Origin of the sequence: Dyella ginsengisoli LA-4 (genome assembly GCF_000334915.1) — a bacterium.
Classification (GTDB): Bacteria; Pseudomonadota; Gammaproteobacteria; order Xanthomonadales; family Rhodanobacteraceae; genus Dyella_A; species Dyella_A ginsengisoli_A.
Genome location: NZ_AMSF01000088.1, coordinates 1 through 25,822 on the forward strand (window position 1 = coordinate 1; position 25,822 = coordinate 25,822).

General features: G+C 70.2%; 22 protein-coding genes. 8 read left to right on the forward strand and 14 right to left on the reverse strand.

Annotated features, from left to right (window positions below; all coding sequences use genetic code 11):
* The first annotated feature begins 59 nt into the window (after window positions 1-59).
* Genes C693_RS0118765 through C693_RS0118775 form a run of 3 tightly spaced genes read left to right on the forward strand, consistent with a single transcriptional unit; the run spans window position 60 to window position 4,599 of the window.
* Window positions 60-806 (forward strand): fimbrial biogenesis chaperone, encoded by a 747-nt coding sequence (locus C693_RS0118765; protein ID WP_017463823.1) that lies wholly within the window; start codon window positions 60-62, stop codon window positions 804-806.
* Window positions 807-829: 23 nt separating this feature from the next.
* Entirely contained in the window at window positions 830-3,598 is a 2,769-nt protein-coding gene (locus C693_RS22200; protein WP_017463824.1) for a fimbria/pilus outer membrane usher protein, read from the forward strand.
* Window positions 3,595-4,599 carry a fimbrial protein gene (locus tag C693_RS0118775; RefSeq protein WP_017463825.1) on the forward strand — a complete coding sequence of 335 codons (1,005 nt, stop codon included), beginning with the start codon at window positions 3,595-3,597 and terminating at the stop codon, window positions 4,597-4,599. Before C693_RS22200 ends, C693_RS0118775 begins: the two co-directional genes overlap by 4 nt.
* A gap of 18 nt (window positions 4,600-4,617) precedes the next feature.
* On the opposite strand, the gene C693_RS0118780 is transcribed toward C693_RS0118775, so the two are convergent.
* The gene (locus C693_RS0118780) at window positions 4,618-4,938 is read right to left on the reverse strand and encodes a hypothetical protein (RefSeq protein ID WP_157798664.1); all 321 of its coding nucleotides are present in this window, start codon (window positions 4,936-4,938) and stop codon (window positions 4,618-4,620) included.
* 207 nt (window positions 4,939-5,145) lie between these two features.
* Entirely contained in the window at window positions 5,146-5,892 is a 747-nt protein-coding gene (locus C693_RS0118785) for a ferredoxin--NADP reductase (protein WP_017463827.1), read from the reverse strand.
* 83 nt (window positions 5,893-5,975) lie between these two features.
* On the opposite strand from C693_RS0118785, the gene C693_RS0118790 reads away from it, so the two are divergent.
* The 3 genes from C693_RS0118790 to C693_RS0118800 all read left to right on the forward strand — a co-directional run bounded on the left by C693_RS0118790 (window position 5,976) and on the right by C693_RS0118800 (window position 8,606).
* Entirely contained in the window at window positions 5,976-6,935 is a 960-nt protein-coding gene (locus tag C693_RS0118790) for an ABC transporter ATP-binding protein (RefSeq protein ID WP_430536814.1), read from the forward strand.
* Entirely contained in the window at window positions 6,932-7,708 is a 777-nt protein-coding gene (locus C693_RS0118795) for an ABC transporter permease (RefSeq protein WP_017463829.1), read from the forward strand. The genes C693_RS0118790 and C693_RS0118795 overlap by 4 nt, the downstream gene beginning before the upstream one ends.
* Window positions 7,709-7,886: 178 nt before the next feature.
* Window positions 7,887-8,606 carry a pseudouridine synthase gene (locus C693_RS0118800; RefSeq protein WP_017463830.1) on the forward strand — a complete coding sequence of 240 codons (720 nt, stop codon included), beginning with the start codon at window positions 7,887-7,889 and terminating at the stop codon, window positions 8,604-8,606.
* A gap of 163 nt (window positions 8,607-8,769) precedes the next feature.
* Here C693_RS0118800 and C693_RS0118805 read toward each other — a convergent pair whose 3' ends face one another.
* On the reverse strand, window positions 8,770-8,985 hold the full coding sequence (locus tag C693_RS0118805; RefSeq protein WP_017463831.1) for a hypothetical protein: 216 nt from the start codon (window positions 8,983-8,985) through the stop codon (window positions 8,770-8,772).
* A 166-nt stretch (window positions 8,986-9,151) separates the two neighbouring features.
* Window positions 9,152-10,408: a TIGR03862 family flavoprotein gene (locus C693_RS0118810; protein ID WP_017463832.1), complete on the reverse strand. Its 1,257-nt coding sequence runs from the start codon at window positions 10,406-10,408 to the stop codon at window positions 9,152-9,154.
* Window positions 10,409-10,507: 99 nt separating this feature from the next.
* Between C693_RS0118810 and C693_RS0118815 the strand changes: the two genes are divergently transcribed.
* The gene (locus C693_RS0118815; protein ID WP_017463833.1) at window positions 10,508-11,896 is read left to right on the forward strand and encodes a M20/M25/M40 family metallo-hydrolase; all 1,389 of its coding nucleotides are present in this window, start codon (window positions 10,508-10,510) and stop codon (window positions 11,894-11,896) included.
* Window positions 11,897-11,905: 9 nt separating this feature from the next.
* Here the strand turns inward: C693_RS0118815 and C693_RS0118820 are convergent, their stop codons facing one another.
* Window positions 11,906-14,473: an EAL domain-containing protein gene (locus C693_RS0118820; RefSeq protein WP_017463834.1), complete on the reverse strand. Its 2,568-nt coding sequence runs from the start codon at window positions 14,471-14,473 to the stop codon at window positions 11,906-11,908.
* A gap of 281 nt (window positions 14,474-14,754) precedes the next feature.
* Between C693_RS0118820 and C693_RS0118825 the strand changes: the two genes are divergently transcribed.
* Window positions 14,755-15,666 carry a DUF2167 domain-containing protein gene (locus C693_RS0118825; RefSeq protein ID WP_017463835.1) on the forward strand — a complete coding sequence of 304 codons (912 nt, stop codon included), beginning with the start codon at window positions 14,755-14,757 and terminating at the stop codon, window positions 15,664-15,666.
* Window positions 15,667-15,687: 21 nt separating this feature from the next.
* Here the strand turns inward: C693_RS0118825 and hrpB are convergent, their stop codons facing one another.
* The 9 genes from hrpB to C693_RS0118870 form a co-directional block, all read right to left on the reverse strand.
* Entirely contained in the window at window positions 15,688-18,207 is a 2,520-nt protein-coding gene (gene hrpB / locus C693_RS0118830) for an ATP-dependent helicase HrpB (RefSeq protein WP_017463836.1), read from the reverse strand.
* Between the two features lie 69 nt (window positions 18,208-18,276).
* A complete protein-coding gene (gene gspD, locus C693_RS0118835; RefSeq protein ID WP_017463837.1) occupies window positions 18,277-20,880 on the reverse strand; it encodes a type II secretion system secretin GspD in 2,604 nt (867 codons plus the stop codon).
* Complete coding sequence (locus C693_RS0118840) at window positions 20,880-21,605, reverse strand: hypothetical protein (protein ID WP_017463838.1); 726 nt, start codon at window positions 21,603-21,605, stop codon at window positions 20,880-20,882. Before C693_RS0118840 ends, gspD begins: the two co-directional genes overlap by 1 nt.
* Complete coding sequence (gene gspM / locus C693_RS0118845; RefSeq protein WP_017463839.1) at window positions 21,602-22,231, reverse strand: type II secretion system protein GspM; 630 nt, start codon at window positions 22,229-22,231, stop codon at window positions 21,602-21,604. Before gspM ends, C693_RS0118840 begins: the two co-directional genes overlap by 4 nt.
* Window positions 22,228-23,382, reverse strand: a complete 1,155-nt coding sequence (locus C693_RS0118850) for a PilN domain-containing protein (RefSeq protein WP_017463840.1) — start codon at window positions 23,380-23,382, stop codon at window positions 22,228-22,230. The genes gspM and C693_RS0118850 overlap by 4 nt, the downstream gene beginning before the upstream one ends.
* Entirely contained in the window at window positions 23,379-24,245 is an 867-nt protein-coding gene (locus C693_RS0118855; protein ID WP_017463841.1) for a general secretion pathway protein GspK, read from the reverse strand. The genes C693_RS0118850 and C693_RS0118855 overlap by 4 nt, the downstream gene beginning before the upstream one ends.
* Window positions 24,245-24,907 carry a prepilin-type N-terminal cleavage/methylation domain-containing protein gene (locus C693_RS0118860; RefSeq protein ID WP_017463842.1) on the reverse strand — a complete coding sequence of 221 codons (663 nt, stop codon included), beginning with the start codon at window positions 24,905-24,907 and terminating at the stop codon, window positions 24,245-24,247. The genes C693_RS0118855 and C693_RS0118860 overlap by 1 nt, the downstream gene beginning before the upstream one ends.
* Window positions 24,907-25,323 (reverse strand): type IV pilus modification PilV family protein, encoded by a 417-nt coding sequence (locus tag C693_RS0118865; protein WP_017463843.1) that lies wholly within the window; start codon window positions 25,321-25,323, stop codon window positions 24,907-24,909. Before C693_RS0118865 ends, C693_RS0118860 begins: the two co-directional genes overlap by 1 nt.
* Complete coding sequence (locus C693_RS0118870; RefSeq protein WP_083868365.1) at window positions 25,320-25,808, reverse strand: GspH/FimT family pseudopilin; 489 nt, start codon at window positions 25,806-25,808, stop codon at window positions 25,320-25,322. The genes C693_RS0118865 and C693_RS0118870 overlap by 4 nt, the downstream gene beginning before the upstream one ends.
* Window positions 25,809-25,822: the final 14 nt, after the last annotated feature.

Genomic DNA, 25,822 nt, shown 5'->3' on the forward strand with positions numbered 1-25,822 from the left:
CCGGGGGGGGGGGCCCCCCCCCCCCCCTGCCGTACCCGGCCCTGTCTCCGGAACGCACCATGAAAAGCCTGCTCTGCACCGTCGGCGCAGCCTTGCTCGTGCTCGCGCTCGTGCTTGGCGCACCCTCCGCCCATGCCAGCGTCGTGATCGCCGGGACCCGCGTGGTGTTTCCCGCCGCCACCGGCGAGGTGACGATCCGCCTCACCAACAACGGCAGCCATCCCGCGCTCATCGAGGCGTGGATCGACGATGGTGACCCCAATTCCACGCCCGACACGGCCAAGGTGCCGTTCCTGGTGACCCCGCCGCTGGTGCGCATGAACGCCGGCAAGGGTCAGAGCCTGCGCATCGTCTATACCGGACAGCCGCTGCCGACCGACCGCGAGTCGCTGTTCTGGCTGAACGTGCTGGAGATTCCGCCCAAGCCCACGGCCAAGGCCGGTGAGGAACAGAACACCCTGCAGTTCGCGATCCGCTCGCGGCTCAAGCTGTTCTTCCGCCCCTCCGGACTGGCGGGCGACTTCGCCACGGCATCCCGGCAGATCGCCTGGTCGGTGGTTTCCGACGCCAAGGGCTACGCCCTCGAGGCGCGCAACGCCTCGCCCTACTACATCACCTTCAACAAGGTCTCGCTGACCGCCGCCGGGCACACCTACGATGCCGGCACCGGCATGGTCGCTCCCGGCTCCTCGCTGCGGCTGCCGCTGGCCGGGCTCGGCCGCGCCGTCACCGCTGCGCAGGTCGACTATACGGTCATCAACGACTTCGGGGCCGGCGCAACCTACAAGGGCAGCATCTCGCCGTGAACCGGGCACGGGCGAGCGCCGTGATGGCAGCCTCGCGCGGACGGACGGTCCAGCGCCAGGCCCTGTCGTTGCTGATCGGGCTCGCGCTCGCCGGCGGCATGCCGCCGCACGCCCTCGCCGCTGCAACAGGCGGGGCACCCGCCGGTTCCGGCGCCAATGCCGCCGCCACCGATGCCGATGCGGTCGACACCAACTTCGACCGCAGCATGCTCTCCGGCGCCGGGCAGAACACCACCGACCTGTCGCGCTTCGAGCGCGGCGATTTCGTGCCGGCCGGCAACTACAGTGTCGACATCTACCTCAACGAGCGCCCGGTCGGCCGCAACGACGTGCGCTTCAGCGCACCGTCCCCCGACGCGAGCGCCTCGCCCTGCTTCACCCGCGCACTGCTCGACCAGCTCGGCCTGCATCCGGCCGACCTGTCGAAATCGACCCAGGCCGCCCTCGCCGGCGGACAGGGTTGCATCGACATCGCCGACATCATCCCGGGCGCCAGCGCGAACTTCGACATGGGCGACCTGCGGCTGGACATCAGCGTGCCCCAGGCGTTCCTCGGCCAGGCGGCGCGCGGCTACGTCGATCCGAAGTTCTGGGACTCCGGCGTGACGGCCGGACTGCTCAACTACAACTTCAACAGCTACCGCACCAGCAGCCAGGGCGTGTCGCAGACCTCCGCCTTCCTCGGCCTGGACGCCGGCCTCAACCTCGGTCGCTGGCATTTCCGCCACCAGTCCTCGCTGAACTGGCAGTCCGCCATCGGCGTCACGCCCGCCCGCCGCCGCTGGCAGACGATCGCCAGCTACGCGCAGCGCGACGTGCCCGAACTGCACGCGCAGCTGACCATCGGCGACTCGTGGACCAGCGGCGAGATCTTCGACAGCGTGGGCATCCGGGGCGTCCAGCTCGCCACCGACGACCGCATGCTGCCGCAGTCCCTGCGCGGCTATGCGCCCACGGTGCGTGGCGTGGCGGACAGCAACGCCAAGGTGACCGTGCGCCAGAACGGCATGGTGATCTACCAGACCACGGTGGCTCCGGGCCCGTTCGCCATCAACGACCTCTACGCCACCGGCTACGGCGGCGACCTCCAGGTCAGCGTCACCGAGGCCAACGGCCGCGTCCACACCTTCTCGGTGCCGTATGCCTCGGTGCCGCAGTTGCTGCGCCCGGGCGTGAGCCGCTTCAGCGCGGTCGCCGGCCAGGTGCGCCAGCAAGGCATCCTCGACACACCGACCCTGATCCAGGGAACGATCCAGCACGGCTTCAGCAATCTGCTGACCGGCTACGCCGGCGTGATCGGGTCGAACGGCTACGCCTCGGCGCTGCTCGGCACGGCACTGAACACCCGCTACGGCGCCTTCGCCATGGACCTCGCCGCCGCGCACACGCGCCTGCCCGGCATGGACTCGATGACCGGGCAGAGCCTGCGACTGAGCTACAGCAAGACGCTCGCCGAAACCGGCACGACGCTCACCGTCGCCGCCTATCGCCGCTCTACCGGCGGCTATCTCTCGCTCGGCGACGCGGTGAGCGCCCGCGACTACGCCCGCCGCGGCCTGCCGGTATTCGCCAGCAGCGCCTCCAGCTACCCCCTGGCGATCAACGGCGTACCGGTGACCGGCCTGCTGACCCCCTCGCAGCAGGCGGCCCTGGCCGGTGTCGACTTCACGGCACAGAACGGCGTCGACCGCCAGCGCGACAATTTCAGCCTCGCGCTGACCCAGTCGCTGGGCCAGCGCGGTGGCTCGCTCTACCTGAGCGGATCGGTCCGCAGCTACTGGAACCGCGGCGGCACCGACACCCAGTTCCAGCTCGGCTACAACAACGCCTGGGGCCGGGTCACCTACAACCTGTCGGCAAGCCGCGAGCGCGACCTGTTCGGCCGCAACGACAACCGCTTCATGGCCTCGTTCACCGTGCCGCTCGGCAACACGGAGCACGCGCCGGTGCTCACCAGCAGCGCCGCCCGCGACACCGCCGGCGGCATGCAGGAACAGGCCACGCTCAGTGGCAACGCCGGCGACGACAACCGCTTCAACTACGGCGTCACCGCCACGCACGACGACACCGTCAGCGGCGGCAGCCCGGGCACCACGGCCAGCCTCAGCGGCGGTTACCGCGGCTCGCACGTGCTGCTCAATGCCGGCTACGGCAAGGGCAGCGGCTACTCGCAGGCATCGTTCAGCGCAGCGGGCGGCATCGTCGCGCACCCCGGCGGCGTGACGTTCGGCCAGCCGCTGGGCGACACCGTGGCCATCGTGCAGGCCTCCGATGCCGCCGGCGCACGCGTCGGCAACACCACCGGGCTGCAGGTGGACCGGCATGGCTATGCGCTGGTGCCGTATCTCACGCCGTACCTGCTCAATACGATCACCATCGACCCGAACGGCTTGCCGCTGGACGTGCAGCTCGCCAACACCAGTACCCAGGTCGCCCCGCGCGCCGGCGCCGTGGTCATGGTGAAGTTCTCCACCCAGAGCGGTCGCTTCATGCTGATCCAGGCGCAGCGCCCCGGCGGGGAAGCGCTGCCGTTCGGCGCCGAAGTGCAGGACGACCAGGGCCAGGTGGTCGGCGTGGTCGGCCAGGCCGGGCGCATCATGGCGCGGGTCACCCGCAAGAGCGGGCGGCTCAGCGTCGCGTGGGGCGATCCGGACGATCCGTCCCATCGCTGCAGCTTCGACTATCGCGTCCCGGCGGGCCCGTCGCGCGACCGCAACGGCGTCTACGCTACCGAGCAGGCGACCTGCGTGGACTCATCAACGAACCAGCCGTCCGGGAGGGCGAACGGATGAAACAGGGCAAGCCCGGCGCAGGCGCCTTCACCCGGCACCGGCCGATCGGCTGGAAGCGCATCGGTGCGCTGGCACTGCTTGCCGCCATCTCGCTGCTCGGCCTGCCACAGGCGGCGCACGCCTCCTGTTCGTTCGATCGCGGATACAGCCAGGGCACCTATTCCGTGTCCGTGCCCAGCAGCATCGTCAACGACCCCGGCATCGCGGTCGGGCAGGTGCTGTTTACCTCGACGGCGACTCCGATCGACCGGGCGGTCTATTTCGGCTGCAGGCGCAATGGCAATGGCTGGGGACTGGTGAACGAGGTCGGCGCCACGCCCGGCACGACGACCAACCTGTTTCCCTCCAACGTGCCCGGCGTCGGCTACCGGATCCTGCAGAGCGGCAACTACATCTACCCGTACCCCTACTTCAGCCTCGACGGTTCGAGCTCGTGGTACGAGGCCGACGCGGTGACCCTGGAGATCGTCAAGACCGGCACCATCGCCGATGGCAGCTCCCTGTCGATGGGGCCGCTGGTGAGCTTCCAGGCCGGCTCGGGAGGCAACGGCTCGATCTACGACGCGGTGGTCAAGCTGGCGAACTCGCTGACTTTCACCGCTCCCGCGTGCCAGGTGTCCACGCCGAACATCGACGTCACGCTGCCGACCGTCTCCAGCGGCGCCTTCAGCGGCGTCGGCTCGGTGACCGGCGCCACACCGTTCCAGATCGGACTGCAGTGTTCCAGCGGCGCCACGGTCCGCATCACCATGACCACGGCGACACCGGTCGCTGGACAGACCGGGGTGATCGCGCCGTCAAGCGGAACGACCTCGGGCGTGGGGGTGCAGGTGCTGAACTCGTCCGGAAACCCCGTGCAGTTCGGCAATCCGGCGGTGATCGGCGCCACGCCGAACGGCTCCATGACGGTGAATTACTCGGCGCGCTATTTCCAGACCGCCCCGGCCGTGGGGCCGGGCACGCTCGGGGCAACCGCCACGTTCACGCTGTCCTACCAGTAGGCGCTCCGCGCCGGGCCGCTACTCGTATGTACGCACGACCACCCGTACGTCGGGATGGCCGGTAGCGCCGGCGCCGGCATAGCCGGCGTAGTAGTTGAGCAGCCGATCGTGCGCGGCGGATGCCGCATCGAGCTGGACCACGCTGCGGGTGTAGGTCTGGCCGGCATCGCTGGCCGTGCGGCCACAGCTGCGCAGGTCGGGCTGGGCGACGCCGGCGCCCTGCGGGCCGGCGATTCCGTCGGAGGCGACCACCGCGCAGGTGGGCTCCACCACGGCACCGGAAAAGCTGATGGATCCGGCATCGGCGCGCGCGAAGGTGACCCCCATCGCAAGGGCCAACGCACATCCGGCTGCTGTGAATATCCGCCTCATGAATCCCGTCCTGGCGCCTCCTCTGGGGAGGGCTTGGAACGGTCATCGGCCACTACCGGAGCAACTTGACCGGGCATCCCGGGGACGAGCCCGATTCCGTGATGCGCTTCACGCTTTTCCGGCCCGTGGCGCCGACGCCGGGCTTTCCGGCGTCACCCGCCTTGCCGCGGCGGGTCAGCGCGAGGAGATGTACTTCTCGCGGCGGATCTGCGGCACCGGCAGGCCGAACTCCTTCAGCGCCGCGAAGGCGGCATCGACCATGTTGGGGTTGCCGCACAGGTAGGCGATGTCGCGGTCGGCCGCCGACGCAAGGTCCGGCAGGGCAGTCTGCACGTGGCCCATCCGGTCGGTCGCGCGCGGCACGGCGCGGGGCTCGCGGCTCAGGCAACTGAGGTAGGTGAAGCCCGGGTGCGCTGCGGCGAAGGCGGTGAACTCCTCGTCGTAGAGCAGCTCGGCCTCCTTGCGGGCACCGTAGATCAGCACCGCTTCGCGCCCGCCCGGCGCCAGCCACTCGGCCAGCTGCGGCAGCATCGCCCGGTACGGCGTCACGCCGGTGCCGGTGGCCAGCAGCAGGTAGCGTGGATGGGCGTCGCCGGCCTGCAGGCAGAAGCGTCCGTACGGCCCGCTGGCCTCTATCGTGTCGCCCTCGGTCAGCCCACCCAGCAGCGCGGTGGCCGCGCCGCCCTCCACGTAGCTCACCGCGATCTCGATGCGCTGCACCGGCGAGCGGCCGTCGCCCACCGTGGCCACCGAGTAGCTGCGCTTGGTCGCCGTGCCGTCGGCGTAGTGGAAGTGGACCTGCAGGAACTGCCCCGGCACGAAGGCCAGCGGCTGGCTGTCGGCCCGCTCGAACACGAGGTGGCGCACGGTGGGCGCCAGCATGCGGCTGTCGACGAGGCGGAGGGTGAAGTGGTCGGCCATGGGGCTCCAGGAAACGCTGTGTGCACCCGGCAGACGCGGGCGGCGTGGACAAGCCCTTTATAATAGGAGGCTTGCCCCCATCGATGCAGCCCATGTCCACACCTACCGCTTCCCCGGTTCCGGCGCTCGTCGTCGACAACCTGCGCAAGACCTATGGCAACGGCGTCGAGGCGCTCAAGGGCGTCAGCCTGACCGTGCAGCCCGGCGACTTCTTCGCCCTGCTCGGCCCCAACGGCGCCGGCAAGTCCACCCTGATCGGCATCCTCTCCTCGCTGGTCAATTCCACCGGCGGCGACGCGCAGGTGTTCGGCGTGTCGGTGAACAGGCAGCGCAACGAGGCGATGAAGCTGATCGGCCTCGTGCCGCAGGAGATCAACTTCAACCAGTTCGAGAAGCCCTTCGACATCTGCGTGAACGAGGCGGGCTTCTACGGCATCCCCAGGAAGATCGCCGCGCAGCGCGCCGAGAAGTACCTGAAGGAACTGCGCCTGTGGGACAAGGCGCACCACCAGGCACGCATGCTCTCCGGCGGCATGAAGCGCCGCCTGATGATCGCCCGCGCGATGATGAACGAGCCGAAGCTGCTGATCCTGGACGAGCCGACCGCCGGCGTGGACATCGAGATCCGCCGCTCGATGTGGCAGTTCGTCAGCGGGATCAACGCGGCAGGCACCACGGTGATCCTCACCACGCACTACCTGGAGGAAGCCGAGCAGCTGTGCCGCAACATCGCGATCATCGACCACGGGACGATCGTGGAGAACACCTCGATGAAGCGCCTGCTGGCCAAGCTCGACTCGGAAACCTTCGTGCTCGATGTCACCACGGCCCCCGACCAGTTGCCCGCGCTGAACGACATCACCCTGCGCCGCGTCGACGAGCACACGCTGGAAGCGGAGATGCCGCGCACCTCCGACCTCAATGCGCTGTTCGCCGCGCTGACCGAACACGGCATCGCGGTGAAGTCGATGCGCAACAAGACCAATCGCCTGGAGGAGCTGTTCGTCCGGCTCGTCGAGAACGGCCGGGAGAAGGCGGCATGAACCATTCGCTGAACATGGTGGCGCTGTACACGATCGTGCGGCGCGAGATCGCGCGCATCATGCGCATCTGGACGCAGACGCTGATCCCGCCGGTGATCACGATGACGCTGTACTTCGTGATCTTCGGCAAGCTGATCGGCAGCCGCATCGGCACCATCGACGGCGGCTACACCTTCATCCAGTACCTCGCGCCCGGCCTGGTGATGATGTCGATCATCCAGAACAGCTACGGCAACATCTCCTCCTCGTTCTTCGGCGCCAAGTTCAGCCGTGCGGTGGAAGAGATGCTGGTCTCGCCGATGCCGAACTGGGTGATCCTGCTCGGCTACGTCATCGGCGCCGTGGTGCGCGGCCTGGCGGTGGGCGCGCTGGTGCTGGCGGTCGCGCTGTTCTTCACCTCGCTGCACCTGAAGCATCCGCTGGTCGCCCTGCTGGCGATCATCCTGGGCTCGACCATCTTCTCGCTGGCCGGCTTCATCAACGCCGTCTATGCGAAGAAGTTCGACGACATCGCGCTGGTACCGACCTTCATCATCGCCCCGCTGGCCTACCTGGGCGGCGTGTTCTATTCGATCAAGATGCTCGGCGAACCGTGGCAGGCGATCTCGCGGGTCAACCCGATCCTGTACATGGTCAACGCCTTCCGCTACGGCGTGCTCGGCATCAGCGACGTCGGCATCGGCACGGCCTTCGCGGTGATGGGACTGTTCGTGGCCGTGCTGTCGGCGATCGCCCTGCAGCTGCTCAAGCGGGGCGTGGGGCTCAGGTCGTAAGAGCAAAGGAGTGAGTGAAGAGGAGTGAGGAGTGGGAGGCGGAGCTTCCCGCAGCGCTCGCAACTCACTCCTTCTCTGCCGAAGCAGGGACGACAGGCACGCCGCTCATCGATCTTCCTGACCCTCAACCGCCCCGCTTTCTCTCACTCCTCACTCCTCTTCACTCACTCCCCGCCCTATGCGCGTCAACAAATACATCAGCGAAGCCGGCCTGTGCTCGCGCCGCGAGGCGGACGAGCTGCTGCTCGCCGGACGGGTGACGATCAACGGCGAGGTCGTGACCACCGGCGCCAAGGCGCTGGAGGGCGACGAGGTGCGCGTGGACGGCGAGCTGGTCAAGGCGCGCATCCTCGCGGCCACGCCGTCGGCCAAGAAGGCCGTCTATATCGCGCTGAACAAGCCGGTCGGCATCACCTGCACCACCGACCAGAGCGTGGCCGGCAACATCGTCGACTTCGTCGACCACCCGCAGCGGATCTTTCCGGTCGGCCGGCTGGACAAGGACTCGGAAGGGCTGATCCTGCTGACCAGCAACGGCGACATCGTCAACGAGATCCTGCGTGCCGAGAACCGCCACGAGAAGGAATACCTGGTGGCCGTGAACAAGGCGGTCACCGACGAGTTCCTCGCCGGGATGAGCAAGGGTGTACGCATCCACGGCCAGATGACCCAGCGCTGCCGCGTGCGACGCATCGCCAGGTTCGGCTTCGGCATCGTGCTGACCCAGGGCCTGAACCGGCAGATCCGGCTGATGGCCGCGGCGTTCGGCTACCGTGTCACCCAGCTGCGCCGCGTGCGCATCGACAACATCAAGCTCGGCCATCTCAAGCCCGGGCAATGGCGCAATCTCACCGACGCGGAACTGAAGGGCCTGCTGCCGAACCGCACGCAGTGGTGATCCCAAAAAAGCCCCAGCACATCCGCTGACGAAGAGGCGGCGCGGGCACCGGGCCCGCCAGCACACGATTGTTGACCGAGCTCCGATGAAGAACGGCCCGCGCAAGGCGGGCCGTTCGATCCTGATGTCCTGCGGACGACGTTTCGGCCGCGGGACGATGCGCTCAGTGGCAGTTGCTGCAGGCGGGCATCCGCGCCGATGCCTGCATGCCGCGCATGTCGACCACGTCCGCGAAGTTGCCGGTATCGCGGATGCCCAGCGCCTCGTGCACGCGATTGACCGGAGCCTGCCTCGACGCCACGTGGATGACCTCGCCGGCCATCGCGCCGCTGGCGACCGCCGTCAGGGCGATCACCATGGAAAGGGAACGAATCTTCATGAGCTGCAATCTCCTCGCCAGTTATGGCGTCGCCTTCGTTGCGGCCTGGCCCGTACGGTCGGCAGCGGTGCGATGCCCTGTGTCCATTTTCCCCCACACCCCAGCGTAGCGCCGAAATTCCGGCGCTACCAGCGCGATCGATGCTGCATCGCAGGAGTAAACGTATTCACCCTTCTCCCGCGGCGGACGCGGACTTCAACCAGGCCACGGCGCCCAGTCCCGCCCGTCGGCCACTGGCGAAGCAGGCGGTCAGCAGATACCCGCCGGTCGGCGCCTCCCAGTCCAGCATCTCGCCCGCGCAGAACACGCCCGGTCGATCGGTCAGCATCAGGCTGTCGTCCAGCCCGTCGAGCGCCACGCCGCCGGCGGTGCTGATCGCCTCGGCCACCGGACGCGGTGCAGTGAGCGACAACGGCAGCGCCTTGACCAGCGCGGCCAGACGCCCGGTGTCGGCCAGCACCGTCTTGTCGGCCACCTCGAACACCAGCGCACACTTCGCGGCGTCCAGCCCCGCGCGACGACGGAGCCAGTCGCCCAGGCTGTGCTTGCCGCGCGGCGCGGCAAGCCGGGCGGCAAGCACGTCGACGCTGTAGCCGGGCGCCAGGTCGAGCTGCAGGACCGCCTCGCCGCGCTCGCGGATCTGCCGGCGCAACGCCGGACCGATCGCATAGAGCAGGCTGCCCTCCAGGCCATAACCGCTGATCACGCACTCGCCCTGGCGCTGCCGTGGCGTGCCGTCCGCGTCCTGCCAATGCGCCACCACGGCCTTCAGCGGCGCACCGCCAAAGCGACTGGCGAGATGCTCGCTCCAGGCGCACTCGAAGCCGCAGTTCGCCGCTTCCAGCGGCGTGGTGGTTACGCCGGCCGCGGCCAGCACGCCCATCCACGCGCCGTCGGAGCCGAGCTGCGGCCAGCTGCCGCCGCCCAGTGCCAGCACGGTGGCGGCCGCTTCCACGGCGCGCTCGCCGTCGGGGGTGGCGAAACGCAGTGCGCCATCGTCGCGCCACCCCAGCCAGCGGTGATGCATGTGGAAGCGCACGCCATCGGCATGCAGCCGGCGCACCCAGCGACGCAGCAGCGGCGCGGCCTTCAGGTCCGACGGAAACACCCGGCCCGAGCTGCCGACGAAGGTCTCCACGCCCAACCCGCGCGCCCAGTCGCGCAACGCCTCCGCATCGAACTCGCGCAACCATGCGCCGACCCGCGTCGCGCTCGCGCCGTAACGACCGACGAAATCGGCGAAACCCTCGCCGTGGGTGAGATTGAGTCCGCCCTTGCCAGCCAGCAGGAACTTGCGCCCCACCGAGCCCATGGCGTCGTAGAGGTCCACCGCCACGCCGGCCTGGCACAGCTGTTCGGCGGCCATCAGTCCGGCCGGCCCGCCGCCGACCACGGCGACGCGCGAAGAAGAAGCATCGGTCATGCCGCGGATGGTCGCATGCCGAAGGTCGACTGGTGCAGTCGCGGTGCGCTGCGCATACTCGGGCGTTGCACGACGCGACCGTTTCCACGAGGTGATCCGATGACCCGACTCCGCCCGCTGTCCCTCGCTGCGGCTCTGCTGCTCGCCGCAAGCATGCCGCTCGCCGCGCAGAACGACGCCCAGCCACGCGAGCAGGCCAGCCTGCACGCGCTGGCCAGCGCCCCCAGCGAGGCACGCCTGCACGACACCATCGCTCACCTGGTGGGTTTCGGCACCCGCCACACGCTGTCCGACACCCGGTCGGACAAGCGCGGCATCGGTGCGGCGCGGCGCTGGGTCAAGGCGCAGTTCGAGGCGATCTCGCGCGACTGCGGCGGCTGCCTGGAGGTGGTCACGCCCTCGCAGGTGTTCACCGGCGAGCGGATTCCGAAACCCGCCGAAGTGATGGACGTGGTGGCAATCAAGCGCGGCAGCAGCGATCCGGACCGGGTGATCGTGATGAGCGGCCACCTCGACTCGCGCGTCACCGACATCATGAATGCGACCAGCGACGCCCCCGGCGCCAACGACGACGCCTCCGGCGTTGCGGCGCTGATGGAAGCGGCGCGGCTGCTGTCGAAGCAGGACAACCGCGCCACCCTGGTGTTCGCTGCGCTGTCCGGCGAAGAGCAGGGCCTGTACGGCGGCAAGGTGCTGGCCGACTACGCCGTGGCCCACGGCTGGAAGGTGGAAGCCGACCTCAACAACGACATCGTCGGCAACAGCCGCGGCCAGAACGGCGTGCGCGACAACACTACGGTGCGCGTCTTCAGCGAAGGCACGCGCAGCACCGAGACGGCGAGGCAGGCGCGCATCCGCAACTATTTCGGCGGCGAGGTGGACTCGCCCTCGCGCAACGTGGCCCGCTACATGGCCTCGATCGCCGACCAGTACCTGCCCGACTTCCGCGTGAAGATGATCTACCGCACCGACCGCTACGGCCGCGGGGGCGACCAGGTGGAGTTCCTCAAGGCCGGCTACCCGGCGATCCGCGTCAGCGAGGCACACGAGGACTACACCCGGCAGCACCAGGACCTGCGCACCGAGCATGGAGTCCACTACGGCGACACGATCGATGGCATCGACTTCCGCTACCTGGCCCGGGTCACCGCGCTCAACACGGTGACGATGGCCGCGATGGCCAACGCGCCGGCCCCGCCGACCGACGTGAAGACCGAGGGGGCCCTGGCCACCGACACCACCGTGAGCTGGCACAAGGTGCCCGGCGCCGCCGGCTACCGCGTGCACTGGCGCGACACCACGGCGCCGCGCTGGGAGTATGCGCGCGCGGTCGGCGACGTCGACCAGGCGGTGATCAAGGACGTGGTGATCGACGACTGGTTCTTCGGCGTGTCCTCGGTCTCGGCCGATGGCTACGAGAGCCCGGTGGTGTTCCCCGGCGCGGCCGGAAGCTTCGAGCGGCAGGCACCCGAGGCGCCGGCGAAGTAGACGCCGCGCTCAGTCGCGCTGAAACGGCACCGGCTCCGGCCGGTGCAGCGAGAAGCCCTGGGCCAGGTCCACGCCCAGTTCGCGCAGCGCCTGCATCAGCGCGTCGCTGGTGACCCACTCGGCCACCACCAGCAGGCCGATGCGGTGGCCGATGTCGGTGGCCGCGCGCACCATCGCGTGGCTCACCGGGTCCTCCAGCATGTCGCGGATGAAGCTGCCGTCGATCTTGATGATGTCCACCGGCAGGTTCTTCAGGTAGCCGAACGAGGACATGCCGGCGCCGAAGTCGTCCAGCGCCACCTTGCAGCCCACCGCGCGCAGCCGCTGCATGAACCGGGCGACCTGCGAGAGGTGGCGTACCGCCACCGTCTCGGTCACCTCGAAGCAGACCCGTGACGGATCCACCCGGTGCTGGCCGAGCAGCTCGATGATGCGATCGGCCAGCGCGTCGTCCTCGACGCTGGCGCCGGAGAGATTGATCGTGGCCAGCTGCAGCGAGGCGCCGGCCGGATGCAACTGGTCGAAATGGGCCAGCGCGGTCTCGATCACCCAGCGGTCGATCGTCGGCATCAGGCCATAGCGCTCGGCCGCGGGAATGAACGCACCGGGCACCACCAGCCGCCCCTCCTCGTCGCGGAAGCGCAGCAGCAGCTCGATCCGCACGCCCTCGCCGGGCTGCGGCACCAGCGGCAGCAGCTCCTGGTAATAAAGCAGCAGCCGACCCTCGTCCGCCGCCCAGCGCAGTCGGTTGGCCCACTCCATCTCGCTGCGCCGGCGAGCCGTCTCGTCGTCGTGCTCGGAATAGAAGTGCACCCGATTGCGGCCGGCCTCCTTGGCCATGTAGCAGGCGGTATCGGCCTGGGCGAACAATTCGTGCAGGTGCATGCCGGGCTTGTCGAGCATGACGCCGCCGACGCTGGCGCTGACCGAGTAGCTGCGCTGCTCCCACATGAACACGTAGCCGTCGATGCGTCGCCGCAACCGCTCGGCCAGCGCTTCGGCGGCTTTCAGGTTGCCGACGCGCGGCAGCAGCACGCCGAACTCGTCGCCGCCCAGCCGGGCCAGCACGTCGTGCGCGCCCAGCTGCTCGTGCATGGTCATCGCCAGCTGCGCCAGCAGTTGGTCGCCCGCCATGTGGCCGGAGGTGTCGTTGATCAGCTTGAACTGATCCAGGTCGATGTACAGCAGTGCCGCCGCCGGGGCACCGGCGGCGATCGCCGCCATCGCCTCGCCCAGGTGACGCTCGAACTCGCGCCGGTTGTACAACTCGGTCAGCGCATCGTGGCTGGCCTGGTGCATCAGCCGGTCGTTCAGCAGGCGCTGTTCGGTGACGTCCGAGGCGATCATCAGCAGCTTGGGCACGCCATCGAGCTCGACATGGGCGATCGATACGCTGGCCCAGAAACGCTGCCGCTGTCCGTTGCGCAACACCGCTTCGAGCTGCTCGACCGCCCCGCCCTGCGGATCGGCGAGCCGCCCGCGCACGGCGGCATCCTCGAACAACGCAGGCAGCGCGTGACCCAGCGGATCGCCCAGCCGATCGCGGGCGGCGCGGTTGGCATAGGTCACCCGTCCCTCGTTCGCGTCGGCCAGCAGCACCAGCGCGGGCAACAGCTCGTTGAGCGCGCGGAAACGCTCTTCGCTTTCGCGATAGCGACGACTCATCCGCCAGCCCAGCTCCATCGCCCGGCGCTGCGTACCCGCCACCGACCAGACCAGCAACGCGAGCAGCAGACTGATCAGCAGGCCGGCGGGCAGCAAGGTCCCGCTCCAGCTCCATCGCTCCGGCAGCAACGGATAATCCATGCGCACCTGCCACACCCGGCCGCCGTAATGCAGGTCGCGCCGGAAGTCGCCCTCGCTGCCCACGGTAGCCGCCGCATCGGAATCGAACATGGCCTGTCCGGGCTGGGCGAGGTCGAAGACCCGGACGTGCATCTTGTGCAGCGCCTCTGGGGTGAACGCGCCGCCGATCAGCTGGGAAACCCGGAAGGACGCGGCGATCGATCCCTCCAGCCGCGCCAGCCGCTCGCCCGGTGTCGCCGGGGGCGGTCCCTCGCTGTAGACCGGCAGGCGCATGGTGATGCCGCGGATCGGACGACCATCCGGCTCGCGCTGGACCAGATCGAACGGCGCGGAAAGGGCCGGCTGGCCGCTCTCCTGGGCGGCGACCAGGGCGGACATGTTCGGCGTCTGCGAGGTGACGTCCAGACCCAGCAAGCGCTCGTTGCCTTCCAGCGGCGCGACCTGGCGGGTGACGTAGCGCGAGCCGGATGGCCCCGTCTCGTGCTGCGCGTAGGCCAGCGCGACCAGGCTCGGGAACAGGTTGCGAGGCCGCAGATTGGCGTAGAAGTGCTGGAAATCGTCTGCAGTCACCTGGTCGGACGCGATGTACAGCGTCTGCACCGAACGGATCAGCAACTCGGAGGTCACCAGGCGCGCCTGCAGGGCGGTGAAGCTCTTGTCCGCCAGCTCGTCCAGGGCGACCCGCACCGCCGCCCGCTGCCGCGCCTGCTGCTGGTGATGGAGCACCAGGGTCAACAGCACCCCCGCCAGCAGCGTCGCCAGCACCCACACCCAGGCCAGGCCTCCCCGCGGTGGGCGCACCACGGGCGTCTGCGGGGAAATGTCCGGATCGGGACGAGGAACGGGGGCAGAGCTCAAGCGGAAGTCCCTATCGCCGTCGGGCAACCGCGCTATCTGAGCACATCCGGCGTCCCGCCGCAGTACGAAAAAGCCCGGCGCTGGCGGTAAGGTGCGGCGACTGCTAAAAAACCGGACGGGGCGCAGGGGGCGTCCCCGGACGGCGCCTGCCACCAGGCGTCTTCTCGATGGACCGACACCAGGGGGATTTCCCGATGACCTACCGCTTCGGCGCGCCGGCACGACTCGTGCTGCCCGCCCTTGTCCTGCTCTGCGCCACCCACGCCTCGCCGATCCGGGCGGAGGATGCCGATGACGCCCGCACCGAGCAGTTCCTCGCCTCCCTGCACCCGGCCACCGGCGACGTGGCGATCGCCCCGGCGCACGCCCACCTGGCACTGAAGCCGGGCTACGCCTTCCTCGGCGCACAGGACGCACAGCGCGTACTGACCCAGCTGTGGGACAACCCGCCGGACAAGGATGTGCTCGGCATGATCCTGCCCGATGCCGACCCGCACGGCCTGCTCGACCCGAAGCAGTGGGCGGTGGTGGTGACCTACGTCGACGACGGCTACGTGTCCGACGCCGACGCGTCCTCGATCGACTACGACGACATGCTGTCGAAGATGAAGGCATCGACCCTCGACGAGAACGCCGAACGGCGCAAACAGGGCTACCCGGAGATCGAGCTGGCCGGCTGGGCCGAGCCGCCGCACTACGACGCGTCCAGCCACAAGCTGTACTGGGCGCGCGACCTGGTGTTTCACCACGATGGCCACAGCGGTCACTCGCTCAACTACGACATCCGCGTGCTCGGCCGCGAAGGCTACCTGTCGCTCAATGCGGTGGCGCCGATCGGCGAGCTGGCGCAGGTGCGGGCGGACATGCCCGAGGTGCTGGACATGACCGACTTCGATGCCGGCCAGCGCTACACCGACTACGACTCGCGCACCGACAAGCTGGCCGCCTACGGCATCGGCGCGCTGGTCGCCGGCGGCATCGCCGCCAAGGCGGGCCTGTTCGCCAAGCTCGGTGTGCTGCTGCTGGCGATGAAGAAATTCGTCATCGTGGTCTTTGCCGCCATCGCAGGCCTCTTCCGCAAGCTGTTCCGCCGCAGGAATGCCTGACCCCCGGGTCGCGCGGCGCGCTCAGGTGCCGCGCGGCTTGGCCCGGTGGGTGGGTGTGGCGGTCCACGGATCGTCCGGCCAGGGATGGCGCGGGTAGCGCCCCTTCAGCTCCTTCTTCACCTCGGGGTAGGTGCGCTCCCAGAAGCCCCTCAGGTCCTGCGTCATCTGGATCGGCCGGCCGGCCGGCGACAGCAGGTGCAGGGTCACCGGCACGCGGCCGCCGCCCACCCGCGGCGTGTCGGCCAGGCCGAACAGCTCCTGCAGTTTCACCGCCAGCACCGGCGGTTCGTCGGGCGCGTACTCGAGCCGGCGATGCTGGCCGCTGGGCGCCAGCCACTGGTCCGGCGCCTGCGCATCGAGCTGCTGGCGCTGGGCGTAGTCGAGCATCGCCGACAGCGCCTGCGAGAGGTCCTCGGGGCCCAGCGCATCGAGGCCGCGCTTGCCCGCCAGATAGGGTGCGAGCCAGTCCTCCAGCGTCGCCAGCAGATGCGCATCGGCGACGTCGGGCAGATCCAGCTCCGGCATCCAGCCGCGCAGCGCCTGGATGCGCAGGCGCAGCCGGCGGGCCGCGTCGCTCCACGGCAGGACATCCAGTCCGCGGCTGCGCACGGCGGCGAGCAGCGCCGGCAGCGCGTCGGCCGGCTGCACCGGAACGCTGCGCCGCTCGATCACGATGGCGCCGAAGCGGTATTCCTCGAACGCCTCCACCGCGCCACGCGCCTCGTTCCAGCGCAGCACGCGCTCGCGCGCGAAGGCCGCGGGAAACTCGGCTTCCAGCGTGCGCGGGTCCAGCGGCGCAGCGGCCAGCACCAGACTGTCGCGCGCCTCATGACGCAGGTCCAGCACCACCAGCCAGGGCTCACCGAGCAGCGCGGTCTGCTCGTGCAGGCGCACGCCACGGCCGTTGGCCAGGGTGTAGCGCAGCGGATTGCCGGCATCGCGGTAGGCGATGCGGTCGGGATACGCGTGCACCAGCAGGTCGCCGACGGCATGGCTGTCCGGCACCCCGCTGGCCGCGGTACGCAGGTCCAGCCGGCGGCGCCAGCCCTTGGCGGCCTGCTCGATCGCCGCCAGCGCACCGGCATCGGCACCGGCGTGGCTGCCGCCGCCACGGCGATCGCGCCACATGTGCAGGGCGCCGACGCGCACACGGAAGTCGTCGGTGCGCGCCTGCTCGCCGCGCAGCGGCGAGCGTGCCTCGGCGAGGGCCAGCAGGTCGGCAACCAGGGCGCGGCGTTCCTCCGGTGCGCGCAGGGCGGCAGCGGCCAGCCGCGGCGTGGCACCGAGTTCGAGCATCCGGCGACCCAGCGCGGTGATGCGTCCGTCGGCATCCATTGCGCCCAGTGCCGTGAGCAGTTCGCGTCCCTGCGCCAGGGCGCCAGGCGGTGGCGGGTCGAGCCAGGGCAGGTCGCTGCCGCTGCCGGCGGTGATGCCCCAGGCCGCCAGCTCCAGCGCCAGCGCGGACAGCTCGGCCTGGGCGATCTCGGCGGTACGCGAGGACTCCAGCCGCTTGCTCTGGGGCCACAGGCGATACGCCGTGCCTTCGGCGACGCGGCCCGCGCGGCCGGTGCGCTGGTCGGCCGAGGCCTGCGAGATCGCCACGGTCTCCAGCCGGGTGAAGCCGGAGTTCGGATCGAAGCGCGGCTCCCGCGCCAGCCCGCTGTCGACCACGGCGCGGATGCCCGGCAGGGTCACGCTGGACTCGGCCACGTTGGTCGCCAGCACCACCCGCCGGATGCCCGGCTCGGCCGCGCCTAGCGCGAGCTGCTGCTCGGCCAGCGACAGCTCGCCGTGCAGCGGCACCAGCTCCACCGACTCATCCAGCGTGTGACCCAGCACGGTCTGCGCGCGGCCGATCTCGCGTCGTCCGGGCAGAAACACCAGCACGTCGCCGTCGTTCTCCGCCAGCGCCTGCCGCACCGTACGCGCCAGGTGCTGCTCCAGCGTTTCCTGCGTCCGCGCCGGCGGGTGCTCGACGCGCACCGGGAAACTGCGACCCGGGCTGCTGATCCGCGGCGCGTCGAGCCACTGCGCGATGCGTTCGCCGTCCAGCGTGGCCGACATGACCACCAGGCGCAGGTCCGGCCGCAGCGTACCGTGCACGTCCAGCGCCAGCGCGGCGCCGAGGTCGCCGGCGAGATGGCGCTCGTGGAATTCGTCGAACAGGACCGCGCCGATGCCGGCCAGCTCCGGATCGTCCTGGATCAGCCGGGTCAGGATGCCCTCGGTGACCACCTCGATCCGCGTCGCCGCGCTGGTGCGCGACTCGAAGCGGATCGAGTAGCCGGCCGTCTGCCCCACCGCCTCACCGAGCTGCTGCGCCATGAACTGCGCGGCGGCGCGCGCGGCGATGCGGCGCGGTTCCAGCATCAGGATCTTCCGCCCTTCCAGCCACGGCGCGTCGAGCAGGGCCAGCGGTACCTGGGTGGTCTTGCCGGCACCGGGCGGCGCCTCCAGCACCAGCCGCGGATGCGCGGCGAGCGAGGCGCGGATGTCCGGCAGCAGCGGGGTGATCGGGAAGGCGGCGAGCGTTGCGGTCATCCACGCCAATGGTAACGGCGGATCCGCACCGGCATGCTCCGCCGGTGAGGATCCGGTCGCGCGTGACGGCTAACGGGGGTCAGCCGCCACGCACTGCTGCATCCACTTGTCGGCAGTCTGTGCGCCCGCCGTGTCCTTCAGTCGCTCCCGCGCCTCGCCGATCACCCGCCAGTTCTGTACGCACAGGTCGCCGTGGCGCTTGCCCTGCCGCCACGAGCGCAGCGCCAGCGCCTGGGCACTGGCGTAGTCGGACTGCGCCAGCGCGGCCTCGGCCTGCTGCTGCAGCTGCTCGGGAGTGGCCGCCGGCGCACCCGCGTCCGGCGAGGGCAGCGGGACGTCAGCCGTCGGCGCGATCGCCCCCTTCGCCCGCAGCGGCGCCAGCGATTCGAACTTCTGCTGGTACTCCTCGGTGATCTGGCGGGCGTCGTCGCTGCTGGTGATCACCCGCGGCGTGATCAGCACGATCAGCTCGGTGCGGCTGTGCGTGCGGCTGGTGGTGCCGAACAGCCGACCGAGGATGGGCACGCGGTTCAGGCCGGGCACGCCGCCGTCGGAGGTGCCCTCGTCCTGCTGGATCAGGCCGCCGAGCAGCACGGTCTGCCCGCTCTGCACCGCCACCTGGGTCGCCAGCTCGCGCTGCGAGATGGTCGGATTGCCGTTGACCAGAGCAGCAGTGCGGTCGACCTGGCTGACCTGCTGGCCGATGTTGAGATAGACCAGCCCGCCGGGATTGACCCGCGGCTGCACGTTGAGGATCACGCCGGTGGACATGTACTGCGCCTCACTGACGGTGTTGCTGACACCGGTGGTGGAGATGCTGGTGGTGTTGATCGGCACCTGGCTGCCGACCTGGATGTGCGCCACCTGGTTGTTCAGCACCACCATCGACGGGGCCGACAGCGTCTTGGTGTTGCCGCTGGTCTCCATCGCGTGCAGCGCCACCTGCAGGTTGGAGTTGACGAAGGAGTAGAACAGCGCATCGCCGGTGACGCCATTGCTGGGCACGTAGGTGTTGCCGCCGATGCCCAGTGCGCCCTGGCGCGGGTTGTTCGGGTTGCCCGGGGTGAAGCTGCCATCGCTGTTCTGGGTGCCGCCGGCCAGGCCCTGCAGGTACCACTGCACACCGAACTTGAAGTCGCCGCTCAGGTTCACTTCGAGAATCCGGGTCTCGATCTGCACCTGCAGCGGCACGGTGTCCAGGCGCTGGATCGCGTCCTGGATCTCTGCCCACTGCGACGGCCGCGCGCGCACCAGCAGCTGGTTGTTGGAGTCGACCGAGCTGATCCGGATGCTGCCGTCACCGGAGCTGTACTCCTGGTCGCCGGCACCGCCACCGGCCGCGGAGCCGTTGGCGTTGATCAGCGCGCCACCGGTCGTACCCTGACCGCCCTGTCCGGCATTGCCGCCGGTACCGCCCAGCCCGCTGCTGCCACTAAAACCGCCGCCGCGCGCGCTGTCGCTGCCGCCCAGCCCGCCACTGCTGCTGCCGAAGCTGCCCGCGGTGCTGCCCATCGAACGGCCGCTGGCGCCACCGGTGTTGCCGATCGTGCCGCCAGTGAGGCCCGGCCCCACCTCGCCGCTGGAGCTGCTTCCCCCGCCAGCGTTGTCGGTGTAGATCTGCGCGAGGTAATGGGCCAAGTCCGAGGCCTTGATGTTGCGCACGTCGTAGACGTAGAGCTGCGGCTCGTTGCCGCCGCCGCGGTCGATGCGGTGGATCCAGTCGCCGACCTCGTGCAGGTAGTCCGGCTGGGTGGAGATCACCACCAGCGCGTTGGTGCGCTCGATCGGGATGAAACGCAGCATGCCGGCCAGCGGCGTGTTGCCGTCCTTGCCGAACAGGCTGTCGAGCTTGGGCATCAGGTCGGTGACGCTGGCGTGCTCGAGCGAGAACACACCCACCGACATGCCGCGCAGCCAGTCCACGTCGAAGGTGCGCACGGTGCGCGCGTAGTTGGCCAGCTCCTGCGGCGTGCCGGAAAGCACCAGCAGGTTGCGCGCCGGGTCGACCAGCAGCACCGAGTCGGTCCGCGCGAACGGCTTGATCAGCTTCTGCATCTCCACCGCGCTGATGTAGTGCAGCGGGAACAGCCGCGCCTGCAGGCCGCCGGCCGGCGCGCTGGCGCCCAGGCCCGGCACCAGATTGCCGGCCGCGGCGTCCTTGGCCGGCATCACCACGTAGCCGCCGGCGTTGCTGACCAGCGCGTTGCCGGTCCACGACAGCAGCATCTCCAGGATCGGCAGCGCCTGGCTGGAATCCACCGGCTCGGCGGTGGCGAAGGAGATGTTGCCCTGCACGCCCGGCGCGATGGTGTAGTTCTTCTTCAGCAGGTCGCCCAGCACTGCCTTCACCACCGCCTGCACCGGCTGGTTCTCGAAGTTGAAGGTGACCGCGCCATCGCCCTTGGCGACCGGCCGCGGGGTCGCCAGCGCGGTGGGATGGATGAACTGGCCGGTGCCGGTGCGCAGCTCCGGCTTGACCGCCGCCGGGGCTTCGGCACCCAGCCGGTTGGCCAGCGGCAGCGGCGCCGGCACCGGCTTTTCGGTGCCGGCCATTGCTTCGCGCTGCAGCGCGCCGTCGTCGGGCGGCGGCGGCATCGTGGCGCAGCCGGCCAGCCAGACCACGCTGGCCAGTGCGGCCACGCGGATCATCGGGTGCTTCAGCATGCGGAACATCAATGGTCTCCTTGCTGGGTCGAGGCTGCCTGCTCGGCCCGACGTTTCTGGATGATGGCGTTGAGCTGGCGCAGCCGCTCGGCCTGGAGCTGCGCTTCGGTCTGGTGCCCGCGCTGCGCACGCCCGGCGCCGGGCGGGGTCAGGCCCATGCGCGGCGACGATCCGGTCGCCGGAAACGGCGCGCCGCCGGCCTCCTTGCGCATCTCGGCGGCACCGGGCGCGTTGTCCGGCGCCGGCGGCGTCTTGTCGAACGGGGCGCCGGCCGGCAGCTTGAGTTCGACCCGGCCGTCAGGGCCATCGAACACTGCTGCGCGCGGCTGTACCTCGACCAGGGTCCAGCGGCCGTCCGGCGTAGTCTTGCCCTGGGCGATCTGCAGGTCGCGGTTATTGGTCTTGTCGTGCGCCAGCGCCATCCGCAAGCCGGGGGTGAGGATCACCCCGGTAAGCGCCAGGTCGCCGACGGCACCGCCGTCACCGGAGCGTGCGCCGGGACGCCGGTCGGGACGGAACAGCGGTCGCTGCCAGACGGTGGCGAAGCGGTCCAGCGGCTGCGGCGGCGGCAACGCGGCACCGTGCCCGGGCGGCGGCAGCGGTGCCACCGGATGCGGCGCACGCCAGCGCACACCCTGGCCGAGACCGAGCAACAGGACTACCAGCGCGGCGCCGAGAATGCCGGCAGCCAGCACCAGCATCGGCGTCAGCCGGCGTTGCGTGGCGGCCTTCACGGCGCGGCTCCCTGGGTGGCGCCGGTGCCGGCGTGCGACGGACGCACATAGCCGGTCAGCGTGAACTGCACTTCCAGCGGCGCCTGGGCGTTCTGCTGGGTGATCACCGGATTGCGGAAGATGCTCAGGTCGCCGACGAACAGGTACGGCGTGCCCTGCTCCAGGTCGTTCAGCACCGCGGCCAGCGGCTCGATGTCGCAGCGCAGGCTGATGCTCACCGCGGCTTTCCGGTAGGGCTCGTTGCTGTCGGCCTGGGGCTCGGGCAGCGGCATCTTCTGGGTCACCTCGCAACCTCCGTCGCGATGGTGCGCACCGGTCACGTCGACCACCCGCTGCATCAGCCCGGCGGTCGCGGCGTTGGGATCGTCCTCGGGCAGGAACGCGCTGCTCGCCGCCTGTCCGGCGCCCATCGCGGCGAGACGCTTCTCCAGCTCCGGCTTCTGCGCGATGGCGGCGGCGTAGCGGCTCTGGGTATCGCGCAGATCGCTCATCTGCGCGTTGATCGACTGCAGCGGCGCCACGAACCACCAGTGCAGCAGCACGAAGTAGGCGATCACCAGCACCACCAGCAGCAGGCCGATCGCCGCCAGCCGGCTGTCGCGCGGCTTCATCACCAGCCGGCTCATGGCGTGGCTCCCGCGGAAGCCGCGGCTGCGGGAGTTGCCGGCGTGCGCACGTTGGCGACGAGGTAGAAGCGTTCCTTGCCGGTGGTCGGGTCGGCCTGGATCGAGCCCTGGAAGCCGACGTCGCGGATCAGTGGATCGTCCTTCAGTGCATCGACCAGCTTGGCCGCCTGTGTCGCCTGCCCCTGGAAACCGAGGTGGCCGTTGCTGTCGATGCTGAAGCGTTCCAGCCAGGCGCTGTCGGGCAGACGGCGGGTAAGTTCGTCCAGCAGCGCCAGCACCGGCACGGTGTCCTTCTTCTTGCGCGCCAGGAAGCCGGCTGCACCGGCGTTGTCCTGCAGTTGCTGGCGCAGCAGCGCGACCTGCTGCGCCTCGCCGTGCATGGCGTCGACCTGCGCCTGCATCGCGTCCAGCGCGAGCCGGCGGTTGTGCAGCCACTGCCCCAGCACCAGCCCCACCATCACCACGCAGGCGGCACCGAGCGCCAGATTCATCCGCGCGCGCGGATCGACCCGGCGAGGTCGTTGCGCGGGCGGCAGCAGGTTCGCGCCGACCCGGGCATCGCCGTCAAGCAGGTCGACCGCATCGACGCGGATGCGCAGGGCGGCCAGCCGCTCGAGCAACGGATCGAGCGTGGTGCGCGGCAGGGCAATCAGCTCGACCGCGAAGCGGCCCTCGCCCACCGGGCGCGCCAGCTCGCGCACGTCGGTCGCCACCTGCTCGGCGCGGAACGGGGTCTGCCGGTCGATTTCGAAACCGACCACCTGGGCCAGGTTGTCGCGGGCGGCCAGCGGCAACGCCAGCGTGCGGCGCAGGCCGGCCGACGCCGGCAGGCACAGCGCGAGGCGCAGGTCCTGCGGATCGACCGCGGCCAGTGCCTGGCGCAGGGCCTGCTGCTGGATCGTCGGATCGCCGTCGTCGGGCCACTGCGCCAGCAGGCCCGGCTCACCGGCACGGCGCACGCTCCAGTGTCCGTCCCGGTGCTCCAGCAGGTGCCAGTCGGCACCGCTGGCCAGCGTCTGGCGCATCCGGACCGGCAGCAGGGCGCGCAGTTCGCCGCCCCACCACGCCAGGAACGCCGGCAGTGGCGAGCCGCGCCAGGCGCGCCGCGCGCGCTCCAGCGACGGCCGCAGCGACTGCATTGCGGTACTCATTCCCCGTCTCCCTCCTGCCAGCGCAAAACCGCGTACGGCTGCACGCCAGCCCCGATCCCGCGCAGGCGAACCGTTGCCCGCACCACGGCCTTGGTGCCGTCGGGAAGCGTCGCCTGCGAACGGATACTATGCGTTACCCCGGCACCGGACGCCATCGCGGTCGCCGGATCCAGCGCCTGCCGCGCATCCTCGGCCTGCTGGATCCGCGCCGCATCCATGCCCGGAATCGCCGCCAGTGCCAGCGGCGGCGCAGTGGCCGGATTGGGCGCGTCGCGCCCTGACCACAGCGTGACCTGCGAGGCGACCGCCTTGTAGACGGCCGCCGGCATGCCGAGCACCATCCGCAGCTCCTCGATGCTGGCGAACGGCCCGTGCCGCGGCAGGTAGTCGAGCCCCGCCGCGGTATAGGCCGCGTCGGCCGGGTTCGGTCCCACCGCATCGCTGAAGCTGCGCCAGGCCGCCACCCGGCCCGCCAGCTGCTCGGCGGCCCGCGGCTCCATGCCGGCCGCCTTGAACAGGCCGGTGAGCACGGCTGGCGATGCCGCATTGAGGTCCACCTTGCCGCTTTCGTCGACGATCTGGACCGCCACGGAGGCGTCGCCGAACGGGAAGGTGTACGACCGTCCGTCGGGAATCCAGCGCTGCGCCAGTCTCGGGTCCTGCAGCGCGTACACCGCCCGTGCGATACCCGCCTCGGCCGCGTAGTGCGCCTGGGTGTGGGCAAACGCATAGCGCGCCTGCAAGGCCTCGGTGCGCGCCATCAGCGCGTAGCCGCCGAGCAGCACCGCCAACAGGGTGCAGGCCCACAGCACCACCAGCAGTGCGACGCCGCGCTGGCGACGGGGGAAAGGCGATCCTTGCATCATCGCGCTCCCGCCGCCCGCATGCGCAGCAGCGGCCCCTGCAGCATCAGCCCGCTGCTCGGGTCGATGCGCAGCGGCATGGTCAGTTCCGGCCAGGGCGTGATGCCTTGCGGGGTCAGTTCGATGCGCACCAGCTGCGGCATCAGCCGCCCGTCCGGCCAGCTGTCCTGCCAGTCGCCGACGCGGCCTTGCGCATCCACCCCGCGATACTGGAACCGCCCCTGCCTGATGTGATCGAGCAGCAGCTGCGGCTTGCCCAGCGGTCGCGGCGGCTTGCCGTCCGGCGGCAGCAGGGCCAGCTGCAACTGCAGCTGCTTGCCGCCATGATGATCATCGACCAAGGACAGCTTCAGCAGTTGGGGCCCGAGCTTGTCGAGATAGCCCGGCAGCGGGGCGACGAAGCGCATGGCATCGGCCTTGCCTTCGAAGAACAGCGCATCGCCGTTGGCGTCGTGATCGATCGGCGCCACCATTGCCTGCGCCAGCTCGCGTCGCAGCAGCTGCTGGGTGGAGCGGATCTGGTCGAGCCGCTCCACCGCCGCGGTGCCCGAGCGCACGCCGTGGGTGGCGGTGCGGATACCCGAGTACACGCCGAGCAGCAGCACGCTGAGCAGCACCAGTGCCAGCAGCACCTCGAGCAGGCTGAAACCGCGTGCGCGCATCACCGCCCGCCTCCGCCCGCACCGGTCGGCATCCCGGCGCGAAGCGTGCTGAAGCGCGCGTCCTGTTCGTGGCCGCCTTCGCTCCAGCGCACGTCGAGGTCCAGCCGATACAGCTGCAGCGGCGGATTCGGCGGCGCCTTGCCCTCCGGCGTCCACGGCGTCACCTGCAACTGCCAGCGGTAGCGCTTGTCGAAGCGTCCGGTCCGGGTACCGGCCTGCGGCGGCTCGATCACGAAGGCGCTGTCCAGCAGGCTGCGCGCCCACATCGCCGCCTCGCTGCGCTGTGCGGCGCGGTGGGTCAGGTCGATCGCGCCGCCGGCCACCTTCATCAGCGCGGTGAAGGCGATCGCCAGCAGCAGCAGTGCCGCGATCACTTCGATCAGGCTGAAGCCCCGCTGGCGGCGAGACATCTTCATGGCTGCGCCGCGCCGGGCTGCACCACGCTGACCGCGCCGGTCAGCCATCCCACGTTGACCTGCCAGCGTCGCTGCCCCTGCTGCAGGGTGATGTGCCCCCCGGTGGAGCTGCCGTCGGGGAAGAAGCGGATGCGCCCCACGGTAGGCGACACCTGGTCTTCCTTCGCGCTGGTGATGCTGACCTTCATGCCCTTCGGAAGCTCGCGGGTGCGGTCGTCCGCGCCGGTGTAGCTGCCGGCGCGGATGTCCAGGTCGAAGTGCTGCTCCTGCCCCTTCACGATGGCCTGGGCGCGGGTGGCGCGCAGCGTGGCGGCCAGTTCACCGCTGGCCGCACTGACGCGCGCACCGGCCAGACCCTGCGAGACCGAGATCGACACCGCCGCCGCCGCGATGCCGATCAGCAGGATCACCGCCAGCATCTCGAACAGCGTGAAGCCCCGCGCATGGTGCACGGCGGATCGGCGACGGGAGCAGCGGGTACTCATCGGAGAGATCCGAG